The following is a 17,687-nucleotide window of genomic DNA, read 5'->3' as shown; positions in this document are numbered from 1 at the left end:
TGATCGCCGGGAGGTTACGTACAGGTCAGGTTTTTACACAGCTTTGTCAGGAGCGTGTTCGGCCTTTGTTCTTTCTGCTTGCCCCTTCGCGCGAAAGGCGGTTAAACGATTTCTGTCGGGAATTGTGGCGTCTCTCGACGTGGCGGCAAAAACACCTACATAGGGGATGGCCGGGACAATCCCGCCAATCCCACAAATTCCAGATCTGAGGCGGCGACCGGCGATGGCCGACCATAAATTCCTTTCCATTCGCGGGGCGCGCGAACACAATCTGAAGAACGTCGATCTCGATTTGCCGCGTGACAGCCTGATCGTCATGACCGGCCTGTCGGGTTCCGGCAAATCGTCGCTCGCCTTCGACACCATCTACGCCGAAGGCCAGCGCCGCTATGTCGAGAGCCTGTCGGCCTATGCCCGGCAATTCCTCGAAATGATGCAGAAGCCCGACGTCGACCAGATCGACGGCCTGTCGCCTGCCATCTCCATCGAGCAGAAGACCACCTCGAAGAACCCGCGCTCGACGGTCGGCACCGTCACCGAGATCTACGACTATATGCGCCTGTTGTTCGCCCGTGTCGGCGTGCCCTATTCGCCGGCCACCGGCCTGCCGATCGAGAGCCAGACGGTCAGCCAGATGGTCGACCGCGTGCTGGCGCTGGAGGAAGGCACGCGCCTGTTCCTGCTGGCGCCGATCGTGCGCGGCCGCAAGGGCGAGTACCGCAAGGAACTGCTGGAGCTCCAGAAGAAGGGGTTTCAGCGCGTCAAGGTCGACGGCGTCTTCTATGAGATCGCGGATGTTCCGGCGCTGGACAAGAAATACAAGCACGACATCGATGTCGTCGTCGACCGCATCGTCGTACGCGGCGATCTGGCCACGCGTCTTGCCGACTCCATCGAGACGGCGCTGAAGCTCGCGGAGGGGCTGGCGGTGGCCGAGTTCGCCGACAGGCCGCTCGATTCCAGCCAGACCGGCGAGGATTCGGTCAACAAGTCGAAGAACGAGACGCATGAACGCATCCTGTTCTCGGAAAAATTCGCCTGCCCGGTGTCCGGCTTCACCATTCCGGAGATCGAGCCGCGGCTGTTCTCGTTCAACAACCCATTCGGCGCCTGCCCGACCTGCGACGGTCTCGGCAGCCAGCGCGCCATCGACCCCAATCTCGTCGTGCCAGACGAGAACGTGTCGCTGCGCGACGGCGCCGTCAGCCCTTGGGCGAAATCGACCTCGCCCTATTACGTGCAGACGCTCGAGGCCTTGGGCAAGGCCTACAACTTCAAGCTCGGCGACAAGTTCAAGGATTTGAGCACCGAGGCCCAGGACGCGATCCTGCGCGGCACCGGCGAGCGCGAAGTCACCTTCCAGTATGATGACGGGCTGCGCTCCTACAAGACGACCAAGACCTTCGAAGGCGTCATCCCCAATCTCGAGCGGCGCTGGAAAGAGACCGAATCCGCCTGGATGCGCGAGGAGATCGAGCGCTTCATGTCGGCGACGCCCTGCCCCGTCTGCAAGGGCTACCGGCTGAAGCCGGAGGCTCTCGCGGTGAAGATCGGCGGCAAGCACATTGGCGAAGTCACCGAACAGTCGATCCGCAAGGCCGACCAGTGGTTCACCGACCTGCCCGCTCAGCTCAACGACAAGCAGAACGAGATCGCCGTCAGGGTGCTCAAGGAAATCCGCGAGCGCCTGCGCTTCCTCAACGATGTCGGGCTCGACTATCTGACGCTGTCGCGCAACTCCGGCACGCTGTCGGGCGGCGAGAGTCAGCGCATCCGGCTGGCGTCGCAGATCGGCTCGGGCCTGACCGGCGTGCTTTACGTGCTGGACGAGCCGTCGATCGGCCTGCACCAGCGCGACAACACGCGGCTGCTCGACACGCTGAAGCACCTGCGCGACATCGGCAACACGGTGATCGTCGTCGAGCATGACGAGGACGCCATCCTGCATGCCGACTATGTCGTCGACATGGGTCCAGCCGCCGGCATCCATGGCGGCGAGATCATTGCCCAGGGCACGCCGCAGCAGGTGATGGCCAACCCCAATTCGATCACAGGCAAATATTTGTCGGGCGCGCTCGAAGTGGCGACGCCTGGTGTGCGGCGTGAGGCGAAGAAGAACCGGCGCCTGAAGATCGTCGGCGCGCGCGGCAACAATTTGAAGAACGTCACCGCCGAAATCCCGCTCGGCACCTTCACCGCAGTCACCGGTGTGTCGGGCGGCGGCAAGTCGACCTTCCTGATCGAGACGCTGTTCAAGGCGGCCTCGCGCCGCATCATGGGTTCGCGCGAACATCCGGCCGAGCACGACCGCATCGAGGGCCTGGAATTCCTCGACAAGGTCATCGACATCGACCAGTCGCCCATTGGACGGACCCCGCGTTCGAACCCCGCCACCTATACCGGCGCCTTCACGCCGATCCGCGACTGGTTCGCCGGCCTGCCGGAAGCCAAGGCGCGCGGCTATCAGCCGGGACGCTTCTCCTTCAACGTCAAGGGCGGCCGCTGCGAGGCCTGCCAGGGCGACGGCGTCATCAAGATCGAGATGCACTTCCTGCCCGACGTCTACGTCACCTGCGACGTCTGCCACGGCAAGCGCTATAACCGCGAAACGCTCGACGTTCTGTTCAAGGGCAAGTCGATCGCCGACGTGCTCGACATGACGGTCGAGGAAGGCGTCGATTTCTTCGCCGCCGTGCCCGGCGTGCGCGACAAGCTCGACACGTTGAAGCAGGTCGGCCTCGGTTACATCCATATCGGCCAGCAGGCGACGACGCTTTCGGGCGGCGAGGCGCAGCGGATAAAGCTGGCCAAGGAACTGTCGCGCAAGGCGACCGGCAAGACGCTCTACATCCTCGACGAGCCGACCACCGGCCTGCATTTCCACGACGTCGCCAAGCTGTTGGAAGTGCTGCATGAACTGGTCGACCAGGGCAACACGGTGGTGGTCATCGAGCACAATCTCGAAGTGATCAAGACCGCCGACTGGGTGCTCGACCTCGGCCCCGAAGGTGGTGACGGCGGCGGCGAACTGGTTGCCCAGGGCACGCCGGAAGCCATTGTGCGCGAGAAGCGCAGCTATACCGGCCAGTTCCTCAAGGAACTGCTGGAGCGGCGCCCCGGAGGCAAGCGCGAAGCGGCGGAGTGATGGCTGGGGATGGTCTCATCACGATTCAGAGCCGCTTTGGCGTGACCGAAACCATCGACCGCCTTGCCGAGGTGGTCAAGCGCTCGGGCCTGCTCGTCTTCGCGCGCATCGATCATGCCGCCGGCGCGCGCGAAGTCGGCGCTGCGTTGCGGCCGACCGAACTGCTGATCTTCGGCAACCCCAGAGGCGGCACCCCACTGATGCAGGAAAGTCAGCTTGCCGGCATCGATCTGCCCGTCAAGGCGCTGGGCTGGGAGGATGTACAAGGCAATGCCTGGCTGTCCTACAATGATCCGCACTGGATCGCTGAGCGCCACGGCCTAGGCGATGCCAGCCGCGCCGCGGTCGCGGCGATTGCCGCCGGCATGGAGAAGGTGATCGCTGCCGCCGCTGGAATGGATCCGTCATGAGGCTTGCCCGCCCAGAAGATCTTGCCGGGATCGTCGCGCTGACGGAAGCCGCCTACGCACCCTACAAAGCCATACTCGACGCGCCGCCGATCCCGGTGACCGAAGACTATGCCCCGCGCATCGCGCGCGGCGAGGTCTGGCTGCTGGAGAGCGGCGGCGAACTTGCCGGAGTGCTCACACTGGAGCGGCATGCGGATCACGCCATGATCTTCTCCGTAGCGGTGTCACCCGCCTTCCAGGGCAAGGGATTCGGTATCGCATTGCTGAGACACGCCGACGAGCAGACGCGCCAATGGGGCCTTCCGGAGATAAGGCTCTACACCAATGCGAAAATGGAGCGGAACATCGCGCTCTATCTCGCTTACGGCTATCGCGAAACGGGTCGCCGGCCCAATCCCTATCGGCCAGGCTGGGTGCTCGTCGACATGGCGAAGGCAATGTGAATGCAGGCCGGCAGCTCCATGGAGAACAAGCTGACCCTGGGTGGCGTGGTCCGCTCGTCGCAAGCTTACGGCGCCGACTATCTGCCCGAATTCCAGCGCATCCTGCTGCAGCATGTGAAGCCCGTTACGCGCGCCTATCTGGAATGGGGGATGGGCCACACGACGCTGGCGATCCTCCAGTTGAGGGAGCGACTGGCCATCGACAATCTCTTTTCGATCGACGACAGCCAGCCCTTCCTCGATCAACTTCTGCCGCAGCTGCCGCAGTGGAGCGGTTTCCATCCGGTCTGCCTGGATCTCCAGGGTCCCAAGCTTGGCGACCGCGATCCGGAGCTCAACTATTCGACCTGGCCGCTGAGCCTGGAGCGCAAATTCGATTTCATCTTCATCGACGGCCGGCGCCGCATGGAATGCGCGTTCATGGCGACGCTGCTTTGTCATGCCGAGACGATCGTAATGCTGCACGACTATCGCCGCGCACGCTATCAGCCGGTCAAGGCTCTCTACGATATCGTCGAGGACGGAAATCAGTTTCGCGTCATGCGGTTGCGCAAGGACCTCTACCCCTTGGGAACGCCGACAATCTTTGCCCCGGACGGGTCAACGCCCACTTGAACGAAATTGCCGGTTGCCACGCCTATAGCGGCAAAACACATTGGAGGAGAAGTCGATGAGCAAATCGGGAACAATCCGCTCCGGCATGGGCGGCTGGACCTTCGAGCCCTGGGATACGTCCTTCTATCCGGACAAATTGTCGAAGGCCAAGCAACTGCAATTTGCCAGCCGGCAGGTGCCGAGCATCGAGGTCAACGGCACCTACTATTCCAGCTTCAAGGAGCCGACCTTCGTCAAATGGGCGAGCGAGGCGCCGGACGGTTTTGTCTATTCGCTGAAGGGCAACCGCTTCGTCACCAACCGCCGCGTGCTGGGCGAAGCCGGCGAATCGATGATGCGCTTCCTCGGTTCCGGCGTTGCCGCGCTCGGCGACAAGCTCGGCCCGATCCTGTGGCAGTTCGCGCCGACCAAAAAATTCGATCCGGACGATTTCGAAGCCTTTTTGAAACTGCTCCCGGAAAAACAGGATGGCGTCGCGCTGCGCCACGCGCTGGAAGTGCGCAACGACAGTTTCATCGTGCCGGAATTCGCGGCGCTCGCCCGCAAATACAAGGCGGCGATCGTTTATGCCGACCATGCCAAATATCCTGATATTGCCGATGTCACCGGTGACTTCGTCTACGCACGGCTGCAGACCGGCTCGGACGACAACCCCGATTGCTACACGCCGGAGGGTCTCGACGAATGGGCGGCGCGGGCAAGAACATGGGCGGAGGGTAAGCAGCCGGCCGATTTGCGGCGCGCCGATCCCGCCACCGACGCGCCGGTGCAGCCGCGCGATGTGTTCGTCTACTTCATCACGGAGGGCAAGGCGCGCGCACCGTTCGGGGCGATGGCGCTGATGAAGCGTATAGCCGGCTGAAAGGCATCCATCGTTGTTCGGCTACATGCTGTAAGCGCATCATCTATGCGTTTTGCGCGTAGCAACGCGCCTATTCGTGGCATCTTCGCCACGATCGTAACCTTATCGACACTTCCTTGCTGCATGAATGCGGCGACGCCAAGCCGCACAGCTGGAGCCGCCGCCGGCAGGGAAAGAGGGGCATGTCGCTCGACTACACTTCACTTCTGCTGGCTGTGGGTTTCTCCGCCGCTTGCCTGAGCCTGACATTGTTCGGCATGTGGCTGACCGCCCGCACGGAACGGTTCCTGCTGACATGGGCGATCAGCCTGGTGTTCGTGGTCGGCGATATTTTTGTCTATGACGCCTATATCGACATGCCCGGGCGCTTGCTCGGCATCGCCACTCTGGCCCTGTTGCTGCTCGGCTTCTCGACCATGCTGGGTGCGGCCTACCAGTTCAGGACGGGCGGCTCCCCACTGCCGCGAGCACTGTTGGGTTGTGTTTCGCTGGCGATGACGCTGCCTCCCATGGCTCTGGGCTACGATGGTCTCGGCTTCATGTTCGAGAACCTTTTCGCCGCCCTGCTGTTGTTCGCGACGGCATTCGAATACTGGCGGGGCCGCGACGAAGCCCCCGCCCTGACGATCGGCATCACCACGCTCTACTCGGCCACCGCCGTTTCCTTCATGCTGTGCGCCGCGGTGCTGGCAAGGGACGGCAAGATGGTTCTAGGCCATGCACCAAGCAACTGGGCCGAGGAACTGAGCCTCATCGTCGTGATCGCCAGCATGACGGGTATCGGTGCGCTTTCGCTTGCGCTCAACCAGGGGCGTCTGGCGAGACATCACCGCCGAAACGCTCTCACCGATCCCTTGACCGGCCTGCTCAACCGGCGCGCGCTGTTCGACATGCATGGCCATGTTCCGGTCGGTGCCTTCACCGCCGTGGTCGTCTTCGATCTCGACAATTTCAAAGCCATCAACGACGAGTTTGGCCACGCGGCGGGCGACGAGGTGCTGAAAGTGTTTGCCGGAGAACTCGCCGGCAATCTTCGCCAGACCGACGTCGCCGCGCGCATGGGCGGCGAGGAATTCGCACTGGTGTTGAAGCGCACCCTGCCGGAGACGGTCGAGGACGCCGCAGAGCGCATCCGGACCGCCTTCGCGACACGCCTGATAGAGACCGAAACCGGGTCCCTGAGGTGCACGGTCAGCGCCGGTTTTGCGTTTGGCAGCAAAGAGGGCCTCAGCTTCGACAAGGTGCTCAGCGCCGCCGACAAGGCGCTCTACGACGCCAAGCGCAGCGGCCGCAACCGCGTCACCGCCTCACCATTGCGGCGCGCGAGCTGAGCGCGCGCATCAATGCCGGCGGCTCTAAGCCGCCATCACGATTTCATTGAAAGTATCGAGGTCGACATAAAAGACCTTGGTGATCTCCTCGATCAGGTCGTCATAGTCGCAGCCTTGTGATCGCAGGATGTTGATGGCGGCGATGATGTCGACCCGTTCGGTAAGCCGCCGCTTCTGGTAGTCCTCGACGAAACGTTGCATGGCTGTCCCTTAGCCTGTGTGCCCAAACGCGTTTGAACGACAAAGATCGCAGGAGGGAAGCTAGGAAGCCTTGCTTGCGTGGAACTTGCCCGGCCTTCGCCGCGCCCTCGATCTGCGATAACCAGACTGATACGGAAGCGGCCGACTCACAAAGCCAACAGAAGACTAGCATGCAGTCTTTGGCGCGCCAGAGATGCGGATCATTGGATGCAAGAAATATTGGGCTGGCCAGGAACTTTGGATCGTCGGCCGAAATCCAGAACCGACTCTAGACGGTAAGGAACTTGCGTACATCGGCCCGGTCCAGATCTTCGGCCGGGCCGGTATGGACGATCTGGCCGCGGTCCATGATGTTGACCTCGTCCGCAAGCTCGCGGCAGAAGTCGAGGTACTGTTCGACCAGCAGCACGGCGATGCCGGCCTGGTCTCGCAAGTAGCGGATGGCGCGGCCGATATCCTTGATGATCGACGGCTGGATGCCTTCGGTGGGTTCATCCAGCACCAGCAGCTTCGGCCGCATCACCAGCGCCCTGCCGATGGCCAGCTGCTGTTGCTGACCGCCCGAAAGATCGCCGCCACGGCGGCCAAGCATCTGCTTCAGCACCGGAAACAGCTCGAAGACATGCGCCGGCACGTTGCGGTCGGCGCGCTTCAGAGGCGCAAAACCCGATTCCAGGTTTTCGCGCACCGTGAGCAGGGGGAATATCTCCCTGCCCTGCGGTACGAATGCGATGCCCGACCGGGCGCGGTCATACGCCGCGCTCCGGTCGAGCGCCTTCCCCTCGAAGGCAACGCTTCCGCTCGTCAGCCGATGGTGGCCGACGATCGATCTCATCAAACTGGTCTTGCCGACGCCGTTGCGCCCGAGCACGCAAGTGATCTTGCCGGCGCCCGCTTTCAGCGAAACGCCGCGCAGCGCCTGGGCGGCGCCGTAGTGGAGCGTGGCGTTTGAAACTTCGAGCATGTCAGCGTCTTCTCCAGAACCGGAGAAACGACAGATCGAAGCGATGGAATTGTACCCGCCAGACCATGCTCATCTCCCCAGATAGACTTCGACGACACGCTCGTCGGCCGAGACGAAATCGAGCGTGCCTTCCGACAGCACCGAGCCTTCGTGCAGGCAGGTGACCTTGACGCCGAGTTCGCGCACGAAATGCATGTCGTGCTCGACGACGATGACCGAATGGTCACGCGCAATGTCCTTGAGCAGCCGCGCTGTCTCCTCGGTTTCCGCATCGGTCATGCCCGCGACCGGCTCGTCGACCAAAAGCAGTTTTGGGTCCTGCGCGAGCAGCATGCCGATCTCCAGCCACTGTTTCTGGCCGTGGCTGAGATTGGCGGCCAACTCATGGCGCTTGTCGCCCAGCCGGATGATGCCGAGAATGTCGTCGATCTGCCGTGCCTCGGCCGCCGAGCGGCGGTGGAACAGCGCCGGGAAGATCGAACGCGGCCCCTTCAGCGCCAGCATCAGATTGTCCTCGATCGTGTGGCTTTCGAAGACCGTCGGCTTCTGGAATTTGCGGCCGATGCCCATCATGGCGATCTCGGCCTCGTCATGCCTGGTGAGATCCACCTGGCCGTTGAAGAACACTTCGCCCTCGTCGGGCCGCGTCTTGCCGGTGACGATGTCCATCATCGTCGTCTTACCGGCGCCGTTGGGGCCGATGATGGCGCGCATCTCGCCCTTGTCGAGCACCAGCGACAGATTGTTGATGGCGCGAAAACCGTCGAAGGAGACGCAGACGCCGTCAAGATAGAGAATGGTGTTCGACTTGCTCATGGCCGCTACTCCGCCGCCTGCGGTTCAGGGTCGGACCAGGACCATTCGCCTGGATTTCTCGCCGGCGAGCGGGCGGGCTTCGAGGTCGCGGATGCCACGGTAACCTTGGTGCCGGCCTCCTCGGCGACGGAAGCCGCGCGCAACGCCCTGGCATTGCCGCGCCAGCTGTCCCACATGCCGATGATGCCTTTCGGCAAGAGCAAGGTGACCGCGACGAACAGGCCGCCCAGCGCAAACAGCCACAATTCCGGCAGCACGCCGGTGAACCAGGATTTGCCGGCATTGACCAGCAGCGCGCCGATGATCGGGCCGACAATGGTGCCGCGACCGCCGACGGCCGCCCAGATCACCACCTCGATCGAATTGGACGGTTCGAACTCACCGGGATTGATGATGCCGACTTGCGGCACGTAGAGCGCGCCGGCAATGCCGGCCATGACGGCCGAGACGGTAAAGGCGAACAGTTTCACGTTCTCCGCCCGCCAGCCGAGGAAGCGCGTGCGGCTCTCGGCGTCGCGCACCGCCATCAGGAGCTTGCCGTATTTGGAGCCGACGATCGCCCAGGTGATGAGCACGGCGAGCGCCAGCATCACCGCGCTGGCCGCGAACAGCGCCGAGCGCGTCGCGTCGGCCTGCACATTGAAGCCCAGAATATCCTTGAAATCGGTCAGGCCGTTATTGCCGCCGAAACCCATATCGTTGCGGAAGAAGGCGAGCAGCAGCGCATAGGTCATCGCCTGTGTGATGATGGAGAGATAGACGCCGGTGACGCGGCTGCGGAAGGCGAACCAGCCGAAGACGAAGGCAAGCAGGCCGGGCACCGCCAGCACCATGATCGCCGCGAACCAGAAATGGTCGAAGCCATACCAGAACCAGGGCAATTCCTTGTAGTTCAGGAACACCATGAAGTCGGGCAGGATCGGGTTGCCATAGACACCGCGCGAGCCGATCTGGCGCATCAGATACATGCCCATCGCATAGCCGCCGAGCGCGAAGAAGGCGCCATGGCCGAGCGAAAGGATGCCACAATAGCCCCAGACCAGGTCGAGGGCGAGCGCCAGCAGCGCGTAGCAGAGATATTTGCCGGTCAGCGCGACGATATAGGCGGGGATGTAGAAGGCGCTGGTCGGCGATACCGCCAGGTTGAGCAGCGGCACGACAATGGCCGCGGCCAGCAGGATGAAGATGGTGATGGCGATGCGGCGATCCGCGCCGGCGGCGAAGAAGCGTCCCGTGATCATGCTTCCACCGCCCTGCCCTTGAGCGCGAACAGGCCGCGCGGGCGCTTCTGGATGAACAGGATGATCAGCACCAGCACGACGATCTTGCCGAGCACGGCGCCCGCATAGGGCTCGAGGAACTTGTTGACGATGCCCAGGGAAAACGCGCCGACCAGCGTGCCCCACAGATTGCCGACGCCGCCGAAGACAACGACCATGAAGCTGTCGATGATGTAGCCGCGGCCGAGATTGGGCGAGACATTGTCGATCTGGCTGAGCGCGACACCGGCAATGCCGGCAATCCCGGATCCGAGCGCGAAGGTCAGCGCGTCGACCCACGGCGTCCTGATGCCCATCGAGGCTGCCATGCGCCGGTTGGCGGTGACGGCGCGCATCTGCAGCCCCCAGGGCGTGCGCTTCATGACATAGAGCAGCACGCCGAACACGGTGAGCGCGAAGACCAGGATCCACAGACGGTTCCAGGTGATGGCCAGCTGGCCGATATCGAACGAACCCGACATCCAGGAAGGATTGCCAACCTCCTGGTTGGTCGGCCCGAAGATCGAACGGACAGCCTGCTGCAGGATCAGCGACACGCCCCACGTCGCCAGCAGCGTCTCGAGCGGCCGGCCATAGAGGAAGCGGATGACGCCGCGTTCGATCGCGAGGCCGACGAGTGCGGCGACCAGGAAGGCAAGCGGCAGCGCGATCACCAGCGACCAGTCGAACAGGCCAGGAAAGGATGTGCGGATCACCTGCTGTACGACGAAGGTGGTGTAGGCGCCGAGCATCACCATCTCGCCATGCGCCATGTTGATGACGCCCATGACGCCGAAGGTGATGGCGAGTCCGATCGCCGCGAGCAGCAGCACCGAGCCCAGCGAAATGCCGTACCAGATGTTCTGGCCGGCATCCCAAAGGGCCAATGTCGAATTGATGTTGGCGATCGCCGCCGTCGCGGCTTCCTTCACCGCGCCCGAGGTGTTGGCCTCGACCGAAGTGAGCAATGACACCGCGTCACGGTCGCCGCGCGCGCCGATCAGCGCAATGGCCGCCAGCTTGTCGGCTTCAGGCCGATCCGAGACGAGAACCGAGGCGGCGCGGGCCTGTTCGAGCAGAGCCTTGACGCTGGCAACCGTCTCCTTGGCGATCGCCGCGTCGAGCGGCTCGATATTGGCTGCGTCCGGCGTCTTGAACATGGTGTCGGCCGCGGCGATGCGGACAGTCGGGTCCTTGGCGCCGAGCGTCAGCGTGCCCAGCGCATCGCGGATGACGCGGCGCAGCGTGTTGTTGACCTTGATCTTGGTGATGTCGTCCTTGGCCGCCTCGCCGGATGCCTCGCCGCTTAGCGGGTCGGAAAGCTGGACGCCGTCGCCGGCTTCCTTGCCGACGAAGACCAGGGAATCGGCCTTGCGGATATAGAGATTGCCGTCGGCGAGCGCAGAAAGCGGCCGCTCGACGGCCGGATCGCCGGTGGCCGCCAGTTCATGAACGACAGCTCCGATCTCGGAAAAACCCTTGGCCGCCGCGAATTTGGCGATGATACCACGCAGGTCGGCTTCCGCCGCGCCCGACGACGACAGCGTCGCCAGCAGGAACAGCAGCATCAGGCCAATCGTGCGGAGCAGGCTCATCGGCTTCAGGCGACCTTGAAGGGTTGAATTGGGCGTCCGGACGGTGGAGGAAACCGTCCAGACGCGCGCGGTCTTGGACATGGACCCGAAGGTCCAGTCCGGGGAGGATCAGTTCGTTCCCTTGCCGCCGCACTTGCCGGTGGCAACGTTGAAGTTGCCGCACGACAGAGGCTTGCGCCAATCGGAGATCAGGTCCTTGGAGTCCGGCAGGTAGTCGGACCATTCGTCGCCCATGACCAGGCCCGGCGTGCGCGAAACCGTCTCGAACTGGCCGTCGGCCTGGATTTCGCCGATCAGCACCGGCTTGGTGATGTGGTGGTTCGGCATCATCGTCGAATAGCCGCCGGTCAGGTTCGGCACCGAAACGCCGATCATGGCGTCGATGACCTTGTCGGGATCGGTGGTGCCGGCCTTCTCGACCGCCTTCACCCACATGTTGAAGCCGATATAGTGGGCTTCCATCGGGTCGTTGGTGGTGCGCTTGTCGTTCTTGATGAACTTGTGCCAGTCGGCGATGAACTTCTTGTTTTCCGGCGTGTCGACGCTCTCAAAGTAGTTCCACGCGGCAAGATGGCCGACCAGCGGCGCGGTGTCGAGACCGGCCAGTTCTTCCTCGCCGACCGAGAAGGCCATGACCGGGATGTCCTCGGCCTTGATGCCCTGGTTGCCGAGTTCCTTGTAGAACGGCACGTTGGCGTCACCGTTGACGGTCGAGACGACGGCGGTCTTCTTGCCGGCGGAGCCGAACTTCTTGATCGCCGAGACTTCGGTCTGCCAGTCGGCGAAACCGAACGGCGTGTAGTTGACCATGATGTCTTCGGCCGCGACGCCCTTTGCCTTCAGATAGGCTTCGAGGATCTTGTTGGTGGTGCGCGGATAGACGTAGTCGGTGCCTTCCAGCACCCAGCGCTTCACCGAGCCGCCATCCTCGCTCATCAGATAGTCGACAGCCGGAATGGCCTGCTGGTTCGGCGCGGCACCCGTGTAGAACACATTGCGCTCGCTTTCCTCGCCCTCATACTGGACGGGATAGAACAGGATGTTGTCGAGCTCGGAGAACACCGGCAGCACCGACTTGCGCGACACCGAGGTCCAGCAGCCGAACACCGCCGCGACCTTGTCCTTCGAAATCAGCTCGCGCGCCTTTTCGGCGAACAGCGGCCAGTTGGAAGCCGGATCGACGACGACGGCTTCAAGCTTCTTGCCGAGCAGGCCGCCCTTGGCGTTCTGCTCATCGATCAGCATCAGCATGGCGTCCTTCAGCGTTGTCTCCGAAATCGCCATGGTCCCCGACAGCGAATGGAGAATGCCGACCTTGATCGTGTCGTCGGCGGCCCTGGCGGGAGCCGACATCAGCAGGCCGGCGGCAACCACGCTCGCCGAAAACATTTTTGTTATTGTCGAGAAATTACCCCTCATACGGAAGACTCCCAAGCTGGTTGATTGCACCGCAACAATACAATGCAACCCCCATGCCAACCGCTGCCGGGATGCTAAAAAACGGCAAATAGCCAAACATTATCAGACATTTATTATATTAGATTGAACAAATAAAAGAAAGCCGGTTAAAAATTGGTTGAGAGAAATTTGCGCAGCGCACACAGTATCTGCCTAATTTTTGCCCAATTTCACCAAATGCCTAGATTTTGGCCTACGCGCGTGAGGCGAGAAGGACATGTGTTGCGGCACGGCGCAAAGATAGGGCAAGCTCCCGGCTCAACCGAGCAACGTCATGCCATCCCTGATTTCATGCATTTTTATCGGCACAATGCTTCTGGCGGCAACGACCGGCGCCGCACGGGCCGATTTCAGCGACGGCAAGATGCCTGACGGCACCTATCACTGCGAAGTCTACCTGCTCGGCATGTTCCTCGACCTCGGAGATATCACCATCAAGGGGAACGTCTATACGGGCCCTGTCACCTTCGGCACCGCCCAGCAGGCTTACAACTATCAGATGAATGCAAACGGCGAGATCTCCTGGCTGGGACCGCTCGGCGGTTACACCGCCGGCGGCAACTCGCTGTCGATGACCCAGGCAACGCTGGACGGCCAGAACCCGCCCTCCTTCGACATCATCATGAAGCAGCCTGACGGTGCCTTCACCGCCTCGACCTGCACCCGGGGAAGCAATCCTTAGGCCTTCCCTCGAACGGCGCCGCCGTACGGCCTGCAAGCCGTGTCCGCCTTCTCGTGTCATCTGGATGTTGCCGAAGCTGGATAGGCAGCGGTGCGCCGTCACTTCACGCCGGACGGTGCGACGCTGTTCCTTTCGGTCCAGCATCCCTCCGAGGATGCCGAAACGCTCGACAAGGCGCAGTCGCTGTGGCCGGATTTCAAGGATGGCCAGCCGCCCCGGCCATCGGTGGTCGCGATCCGCCGCATGGACGGCCAGCCGGTTGGGGTGTGAGACTGCGAGGTCCAAAGGCGCGGAACCTCGTCGGGTCCCGCGCCGGCGGAAAGCGGCCTAGCGCCCTTCCCAAGCGGTTTCGAGCGCCAGCCGGCTCATATCTGTGAAAAGCGCCTGGCGTTCGGAATAGTCGGCCTGTTCGCCGGTAACCAGATTGTCGACGACGGTCAGCAGCGACAACGCCCTCGCGCCGAAATGCGCCGCGATGCGGTAGAGCGCGCTGGTTTCCATGTCCACGGCCAGCGCTCCAAGCGCCCTTGCCTCGGCATAACGGATGCTCGCTTCGGGATGGTAGAATATGTCGGTGCAGGCCGTCAGACCGGCGTGGTGGTCGATGCCGAGTTCGGCTGCCGTGGCCATTGCACGAGCGAGCAGGCCTGGATCCGGGCTGGCATCGGCGTCGTAAAGGCCAAAGACCTGACCGTTCTCGGCGTTTTCCGGGTGTGCCGATTGCGAGATCACCAGGCTGCGCAGCTTTACCTCGGCGCTCAGGCCGCCGCAGGTCCCGGTGCGGATCAGTGTTCGGATGCCATAATAGTCGAGCAATTCATGGGCATAGATCAGGAACGATGAGACACCGATGCCCGTCGCCTGGATGCTGATGGGTTGGCCGCGATAAAGGCCGGTGAAGCCGAGAGCGCCCCGCCGGCGATTGACGCAGCGAGGCGCGTCGAGAAACGTCTGCGCCATCCATTCGGCGCGCTGCGGGTCACCCGGCAACAGCACCGTTTCGGCGTAATCGCCCTTGTTTGCCTCTATGTGTATCGTCAATCGCTGCCCCCAAAGCCCGCTTGCCCTCTCGCCCGCAATCATGGCGCTGTCAGGGCGTTGTGCAAGGCGGAGCATCGGAAGAGGCTAAATTAGGACTCCAGCATATCCTTGACGATCGTCGCCAGTTGCTTGAGCGAGAACGGCTTCGGCAGGAAGCCGAAATGCGCGTCGGCCGGCAGGTTCCTGGCGAATGCGTCCTCGGCATAGCCGGACACGAAGACGAACTTGATGTCGGGCTGGCGCTTGCGCAATTCGCCAAGCAGGGTCGGCCCGTCCATTTCCGGCATGACCACGTCCGAAACGACAATGTCGACCTTGCCGCCGAGCGCCTCGAACACTTCCAGCGCCTCGACGCCAGAGGATGCCTCGTGCACCGTATAGCCGCGCGACGTCAGCGCCCGCATGCCGCCCATGCGCACGGCATCCTCGTCCTCGACCAGCAGCACCGTGGCTGACCCGGACAGGTCCTTGGTGCTATCGACCGGTTTCACCGGCGCCGCACTCGGCGCGTCCCCGGGTTCGGGCGCCTTCTTTGCTTCCGCGATATGACGCGGCAGGAAGATGCGGAAGGTCGATCCCTTGCCGACCTCGGAATCGCAGAAGATGAAGCCGCCGGTCTGCTTGATGATGCCGTAGACCATGGACAGGCCAAGGCCCGTGCCCTTGCCGACCTCCTTGGTGGTGAAGAACGGCTCGAAGATCTTCTTCAACACATCCGGCGCGATGCCGCTGCCGGTGTCCTCGACCTCGACCACCACATAGTCGGCCGCGGCGAGCTCGCGATAAGAAAAGGTCTTGCATTCCTCGGCGGTGACGTTGCGGGTGCGCACGGTGAGATCGCCGCCGGCGGGCATCGCGTCGCGCGCATTGACCGCCAGGTTGACCACCACCTGCTCGAACTGACCGATATCGACCTTGACCGGCCACAGGTCGCGGCCGTGGTCGATCTTCAGCTTGATGTCGTTGCCGACCAGGCGAGCAAGCAGCATCCTGAGATCGGCGAGCACGTCGGTGAGATTCAGCACTTCCGGCCGCAGCGTCTGTTTGCGCGAGAAGGCCAGCAACTGCCTGACCAGCGAAGCCGCCCGGTTGGCGTTCTGCTTGATGTTCATGATGTCGGGGAAGGACGGGTCCGACGGCCGGTGATTGGTCAACAGCAGGTCCGACGCCATGATGATGGCGGTCAGCACATTGTTGAAGTCGTGGGCGATGCCGCCGGCGAGTTGCCCGACCGCCTGCATCTTCTGGCTTTGCGCCATCTGCCCTTCGAGCGCCTTCTGCTCGGTCGTCTCGACGGCGTAGACAATGGCCGATTCCTCGGCGCCCTCGCCGCCCGTGCCGTCGGCGACGGCATTGACGTAGAAGCGGATGTGCCGCTCTTCATTGCCTGGCAGCACGGTGTCGATCGGCTCGATGTCGGCCTGCCGCTGCCGGGCCTTCTCGAATGCGGCGGCAAAGGCCGGCCGCTCGCGCTCATGGATCACCGTATCGAGCCGCACGCGGCGATCCACGGCATCCCGGTCGACGACCGAGGAAAACAGCGACAGGAACGGCGCGTTGGTGCGCAGGATGCGCCCGCTTGCATCGACACCCGCGATCGCCATCGGCGTCGAATTGAAGAAGCGGGTGAAGCGCACTTCCGAAGCGCGCAAATCGGCCGAGGCGTCCTCGCCCTGCGTGCGGTTGAGCACGATCGTGCGCGTCGGACCGCCAACCCCTTCGCGGCTGGCCGAAACGCGATGCATGAAGCGCACCGGCAGCGCCTCGCCCGTCATCGTCGTCAAATCGAGATCGATGACGGCGTTGCGCGTCGTGCCGGGGTCGGCCTTGACCGAGCGCACCAGCGCCATGCCGTCGCCGGCGACGATGTCCGGCAAGGTCACCGCGCCTGGCGTGAAACTGGCGAGATCGATGCCCAGCCATTCCGCGAGCGTGGCGTTGATGTAGGTGACACGACCGTCCTGGTCGGCGGAAAAGAATCCGGCCGGGGCGTGGTCGAGATGATCGATGGCCTTCTGCAGATCGAGGAAGAAACGCTCCTGCTCGGCCCGCTCCTGCGAAATGTCGGCGAGTTGCCAGGCCAGCATCGGCAGGCGCTGGCCCGGAACGTTGAAGGTGCGGGCGCGCGCCCGGTACCAGCGGGCTCCGGGTTCGGCGCCGGGCCGGATCGACTGCGCCAGCCGGAACTCGCCGTCGCCCGGCTGTCCGTCACGCAGGCCGGAGGCCAGCCGGTAAATCGTCACCGAGGCCTCGGGAACATCCGAAAGCAGCGCTTCGACCGTCTTGAGGTCGGCGGCCGAGGAAGCTCCGGTCATGTCGGCATAGGCGCGGTTGGCGTAGACGACGCGGCCCTTGGTGTCCGTCACCAGCAGACCTTGCGCCATGGAATCGACGAACGCCTTGGACAGTTCATCGCCAGTCGAGCGCGGCGTAACCTGCACGAAGCCGATCGCGGTCGCGAACAGGAAGCCGACGCCGATCATCGCCAGCACGCCCAGCATGCCGAGCAGGAACGGGTCGCCGAGGCGCTCGCGGAACAGGCCGAAGACGATCGCGGCCCCCGTCAGAACGACGATGAATATGATGAGCCGGGTGACCGCACCCGGTCGCGTGTTCTGGTCGACGATCGGTACCGGATAGAAATCGCCGCGCGCTTCCTTGGCCATATGCCCCCTGCTCGTGAAGTCCGATGTCCCGACGCCCGCCCCTAATGCACGTCGCCCAAAAGTGACTTCGATTTTGGGAAAACGACACGCACGAAACAAGGACCTAGTGCGCGTCGCATGAATCCGCTTCAGCGCGACCCGCTTTAGCCGGTTGAATCACATTCTCCCAGTCCGGAAAAGGCCCGGGCGGCAAATGTCA

At 63.1% G+C, this 17,687-nt stretch carries 16 protein-coding genes; 8 read left to right on the top strand and 8 right to left on the bottom strand.

Going from position 1 to position 17,687, the window contains the following annotated elements:
• The first annotated feature begins 223 nt into the window (after positions 1–223).
• The 6 genes from uvrA (at position 224) to JG746_RS19380 (ending at position 6,806) form a co-directional block, all read left to right on the top strand.
• Positions 224–3,145, top strand: a complete 2,922-nt coding sequence (gene uvrA, locus JG746_RS19405) for an excinuclease ABC subunit UvrA (protein WP_202354265.1) — start codon at positions 224–226, stop codon at positions 3,143–3,145.
• A complete protein-coding gene (locus tag JG746_RS19400; protein ID WP_202354264.1) occupies positions 3,145–3,555 on the top strand; it encodes a DUF302 domain-containing protein in 411 nt (136 codons plus the stop codon). The genes uvrA and JG746_RS19400 overlap by 1 nt, the downstream gene beginning before the upstream one ends.
• Positions 3,552–3,998 carry a GNAT family N-acetyltransferase gene (locus JG746_RS19395; protein WP_202354263.1) on the top strand — a complete coding sequence of 149 codons (447 nt, stop codon included), beginning with the start codon at positions 3,552–3,554 and terminating at the stop codon, positions 3,996–3,998. The genes JG746_RS19400 and JG746_RS19395 overlap by 4 nt, the downstream gene beginning before the upstream one ends.
• The gene (locus JG746_RS19390) at positions 3,999–4,613 is read left to right on the top strand and encodes a hypothetical protein (RefSeq protein WP_202354262.1); all 615 of its coding nucleotides are present in this window, start codon (positions 3,999–4,001) and stop codon (positions 4,611–4,613) included. It begins immediately after the preceding gene.
• 55 nt (positions 4,614–4,668) lie between these two features.
• Complete coding sequence (locus JG746_RS19385) at positions 4,669–5,475, top strand: DUF72 domain-containing protein (protein WP_202354261.1); 807 nt, start codon at positions 4,669–4,671, stop codon at positions 5,473–5,475.
• Positions 5,476–5,657: 182 nt separating this feature from the next.
• Positions 5,658–6,806 carry a GGDEF domain-containing protein gene (locus tag JG746_RS19380; protein ID WP_202354260.1) on the top strand — a complete coding sequence of 383 codons (1,149 nt, stop codon included), beginning with the start codon at positions 5,658–5,660 and terminating at the stop codon, positions 6,804–6,806.
• 24 nt (positions 6,807–6,830) lie between these two features.
• On the opposite strand, the gene JG746_RS19375 is transcribed toward JG746_RS19380, so the two are convergent.
• The 6 genes from JG746_RS19375 to urtA all read right to left on the bottom strand — a co-directional run bounded on the left by JG746_RS19375 (position 6,831) and on the right by urtA (position 13,060).
• Positions 6,831–7,007, bottom strand: coding sequence for a hypothetical protein (locus JG746_RS19375; RefSeq protein ID WP_202354259.1), 177 nt, complete (start codon positions 7,005–7,007; stop codon positions 6,831–6,833).
• A gap of 268 nt (positions 7,008–7,275) precedes the next feature.
• Positions 7,276–7,971 (bottom strand): urea ABC transporter ATP-binding subunit UrtE, encoded by a 696-nt coding sequence (urtE, locus tag JG746_RS19370; RefSeq protein ID WP_013895283.1) that lies wholly within the window; start codon positions 7,969–7,971, stop codon positions 7,276–7,278.
• A gap of 69 nt (positions 7,972–8,040) precedes the next feature.
• On the bottom strand, positions 8,041–8,787 hold the full coding sequence (gene urtD, locus JG746_RS19365) for an urea ABC transporter ATP-binding protein UrtD (RefSeq protein WP_202354258.1): 747 nt from the start codon (positions 8,785–8,787) through the stop codon (positions 8,041–8,043).
• A gap of 5 nt (positions 8,788–8,792) precedes the next feature.
• The gene (urtC, locus tag JG746_RS19360; RefSeq protein WP_202354257.1) at positions 8,793–10,028 is read right to left on the bottom strand and encodes an urea ABC transporter permease subunit UrtC; all 1,236 of its coding nucleotides are present in this window, start codon (positions 10,026–10,028) and stop codon (positions 8,793–8,795) included.
• Complete coding sequence (gene urtB, locus JG746_RS19355; RefSeq protein WP_202359406.1) at positions 10,025–11,641, bottom strand: urea ABC transporter permease subunit UrtB; 1,617 nt, start codon at positions 11,639–11,641, stop codon at positions 10,025–10,027. The genes urtC and urtB overlap by 4 nt, the downstream gene beginning before the upstream one ends.
• Before the next feature lie 108 nt (positions 11,642–11,749).
• A complete protein-coding gene (urtA, locus tag JG746_RS19350) occupies positions 11,750–13,060 on the bottom strand; it encodes an urea ABC transporter substrate-binding protein (RefSeq protein ID WP_202354256.1) in 1,311 nt (436 codons plus the stop codon).
• A gap of 313 nt (positions 13,061–13,373) precedes the next feature.
• Between urtA and JG746_RS19345 the strand changes: the two genes are divergently transcribed.
• Entirely contained in the window at positions 13,374–13,781 is a 408-nt protein-coding gene (locus JG746_RS19345) for a hypothetical protein (protein ID WP_202354255.1), read from the top strand.
• A gap of 90 nt (positions 13,782–13,871) precedes the next feature.
• Entirely contained in the window at positions 13,872–14,051 is a 180-nt protein-coding gene (locus tag JG746_RS19340) for a hypothetical protein (RefSeq protein ID WP_202359562.1), read from the top strand.
• A 57-nt stretch (positions 14,052–14,108) separates the two neighbouring features.
• Here JG746_RS19340 and JG746_RS19335 read toward each other — a convergent pair whose 3' ends face one another.
• Both JG746_RS19335 and cckA read right to left on the bottom strand, forming a co-directional pair.
• Positions 14,109–14,822, bottom strand: a complete 714-nt coding sequence (locus JG746_RS19335) for a purine-nucleoside phosphorylase (protein WP_202354254.1) — start codon at positions 14,820–14,822, stop codon at positions 14,109–14,111.
• Positions 14,823–14,911: 89 nt separating this feature from the next.
• Positions 14,912–17,488: a cell cycle histidine kinase CckA gene (cckA, locus tag JG746_RS19330; protein ID WP_202354253.1), complete on the bottom strand. Its 2,577-nt coding sequence runs from the start codon at positions 17,486–17,488 to the stop codon at positions 14,912–14,914.
• Positions 17,489–17,687: the final 199 nt, after the last annotated feature.

The sequence above is a fragment of the Mesorhizobium sp. 113-3-3 genome (assembly GCF_016756495.1).
Classification (GTDB): Bacteria; Pseudomonadota; Alphaproteobacteria; order Rhizobiales; family Rhizobiaceae; genus Mesorhizobium.
This window is presented reverse-complemented; position numbering and strand designations above follow the sequence as displayed.

Bases quoted from the DNA above. Each gene is read 5' to 3' on its own strand.
- urtA (WP_202354256.1), bottom strand. From the start codon at position 13,060: ATGAGGGGTAATTTCTCGACAATAACAAAAATGTTTTCGGCGAGCGTG.
- urtB (WP_202359406.1), bottom strand. From the start codon at position 11,641: ATGAGCCTGCTCCGCACGATTGGCCTGATGCTGCTGTTCCTGCTGGCG.
- JG746_RS19380 (WP_202354260.1), top strand. From the start codon at position 5,658: ATGTCGCTCGACTACACTTCACTTCTGCTGGCTGTGGGTTTCTCCGCC.
- urtE (WP_013895283.1), bottom strand. From the start codon at position 7,971: ATGCTCGAAGTTTCAAACGCCACGCTCCACTACGGCGCCGCCCAGGCG.
- urtC (WP_202354257.1), bottom strand. From the start codon at position 10,028: ATGATCACGGGACGCTTCTTCGCCGCCGGCGCGGATCGCCGCATCGCC.
- cckA (WP_202354253.1), bottom strand. From the start codon at position 17,488: ATGGCCAAGGAAGCGCGCGGCGATTTCTATCCGGTACCGATCGTCGAC.
- JG746_RS19395 (WP_202354263.1), top strand. From the start codon at position 3,552: ATGAGGCTTGCCCGCCCAGAAGATCTTGCCGGGATCGTCGCGCTGACG.
- urtD (WP_202354258.1), bottom strand. From the start codon at position 8,787: ATGAGCAAGTCGAACACCATTCTCTATCTTGACGGCGTCTGCGTCTCC.
- JG746_RS19390 (WP_202354262.1), top strand. From the start codon at position 3,999: ATGCAGGCCGGCAGCTCCATGGAGAACAAGCTGACCCTGGGTGGCGTG.
- JG746_RS19375 (WP_202354259.1), bottom strand. From the start codon at position 7,007: ATGCAACGTTTCGTCGAGGACTACCAGAAGCGGCGGCTTACCGAACGG.
- JG746_RS19400 (WP_202354264.1), top strand. From the start codon at position 3,145: ATGGCTGGGGATGGTCTCATCACGATTCAGAGCCGCTTTGGCGTGACC.
- uvrA (WP_202354265.1), top strand. From the start codon at position 224: ATGGCCGACCATAAATTCCTTTCCATTCGCGGGGCGCGCGAACACAAT.
- JG746_RS19385 (WP_202354261.1), top strand. From the start codon at position 4,669: ATGAGCAAATCGGGAACAATCCGCTCCGGCATGGGCGGCTGGACCTTC.
- JG746_RS19345 (WP_202354255.1), top strand. From the start codon at position 13,374: ATGCCATCCCTGATTTCATGCATTTTTATCGGCACAATGCTTCTGGCG.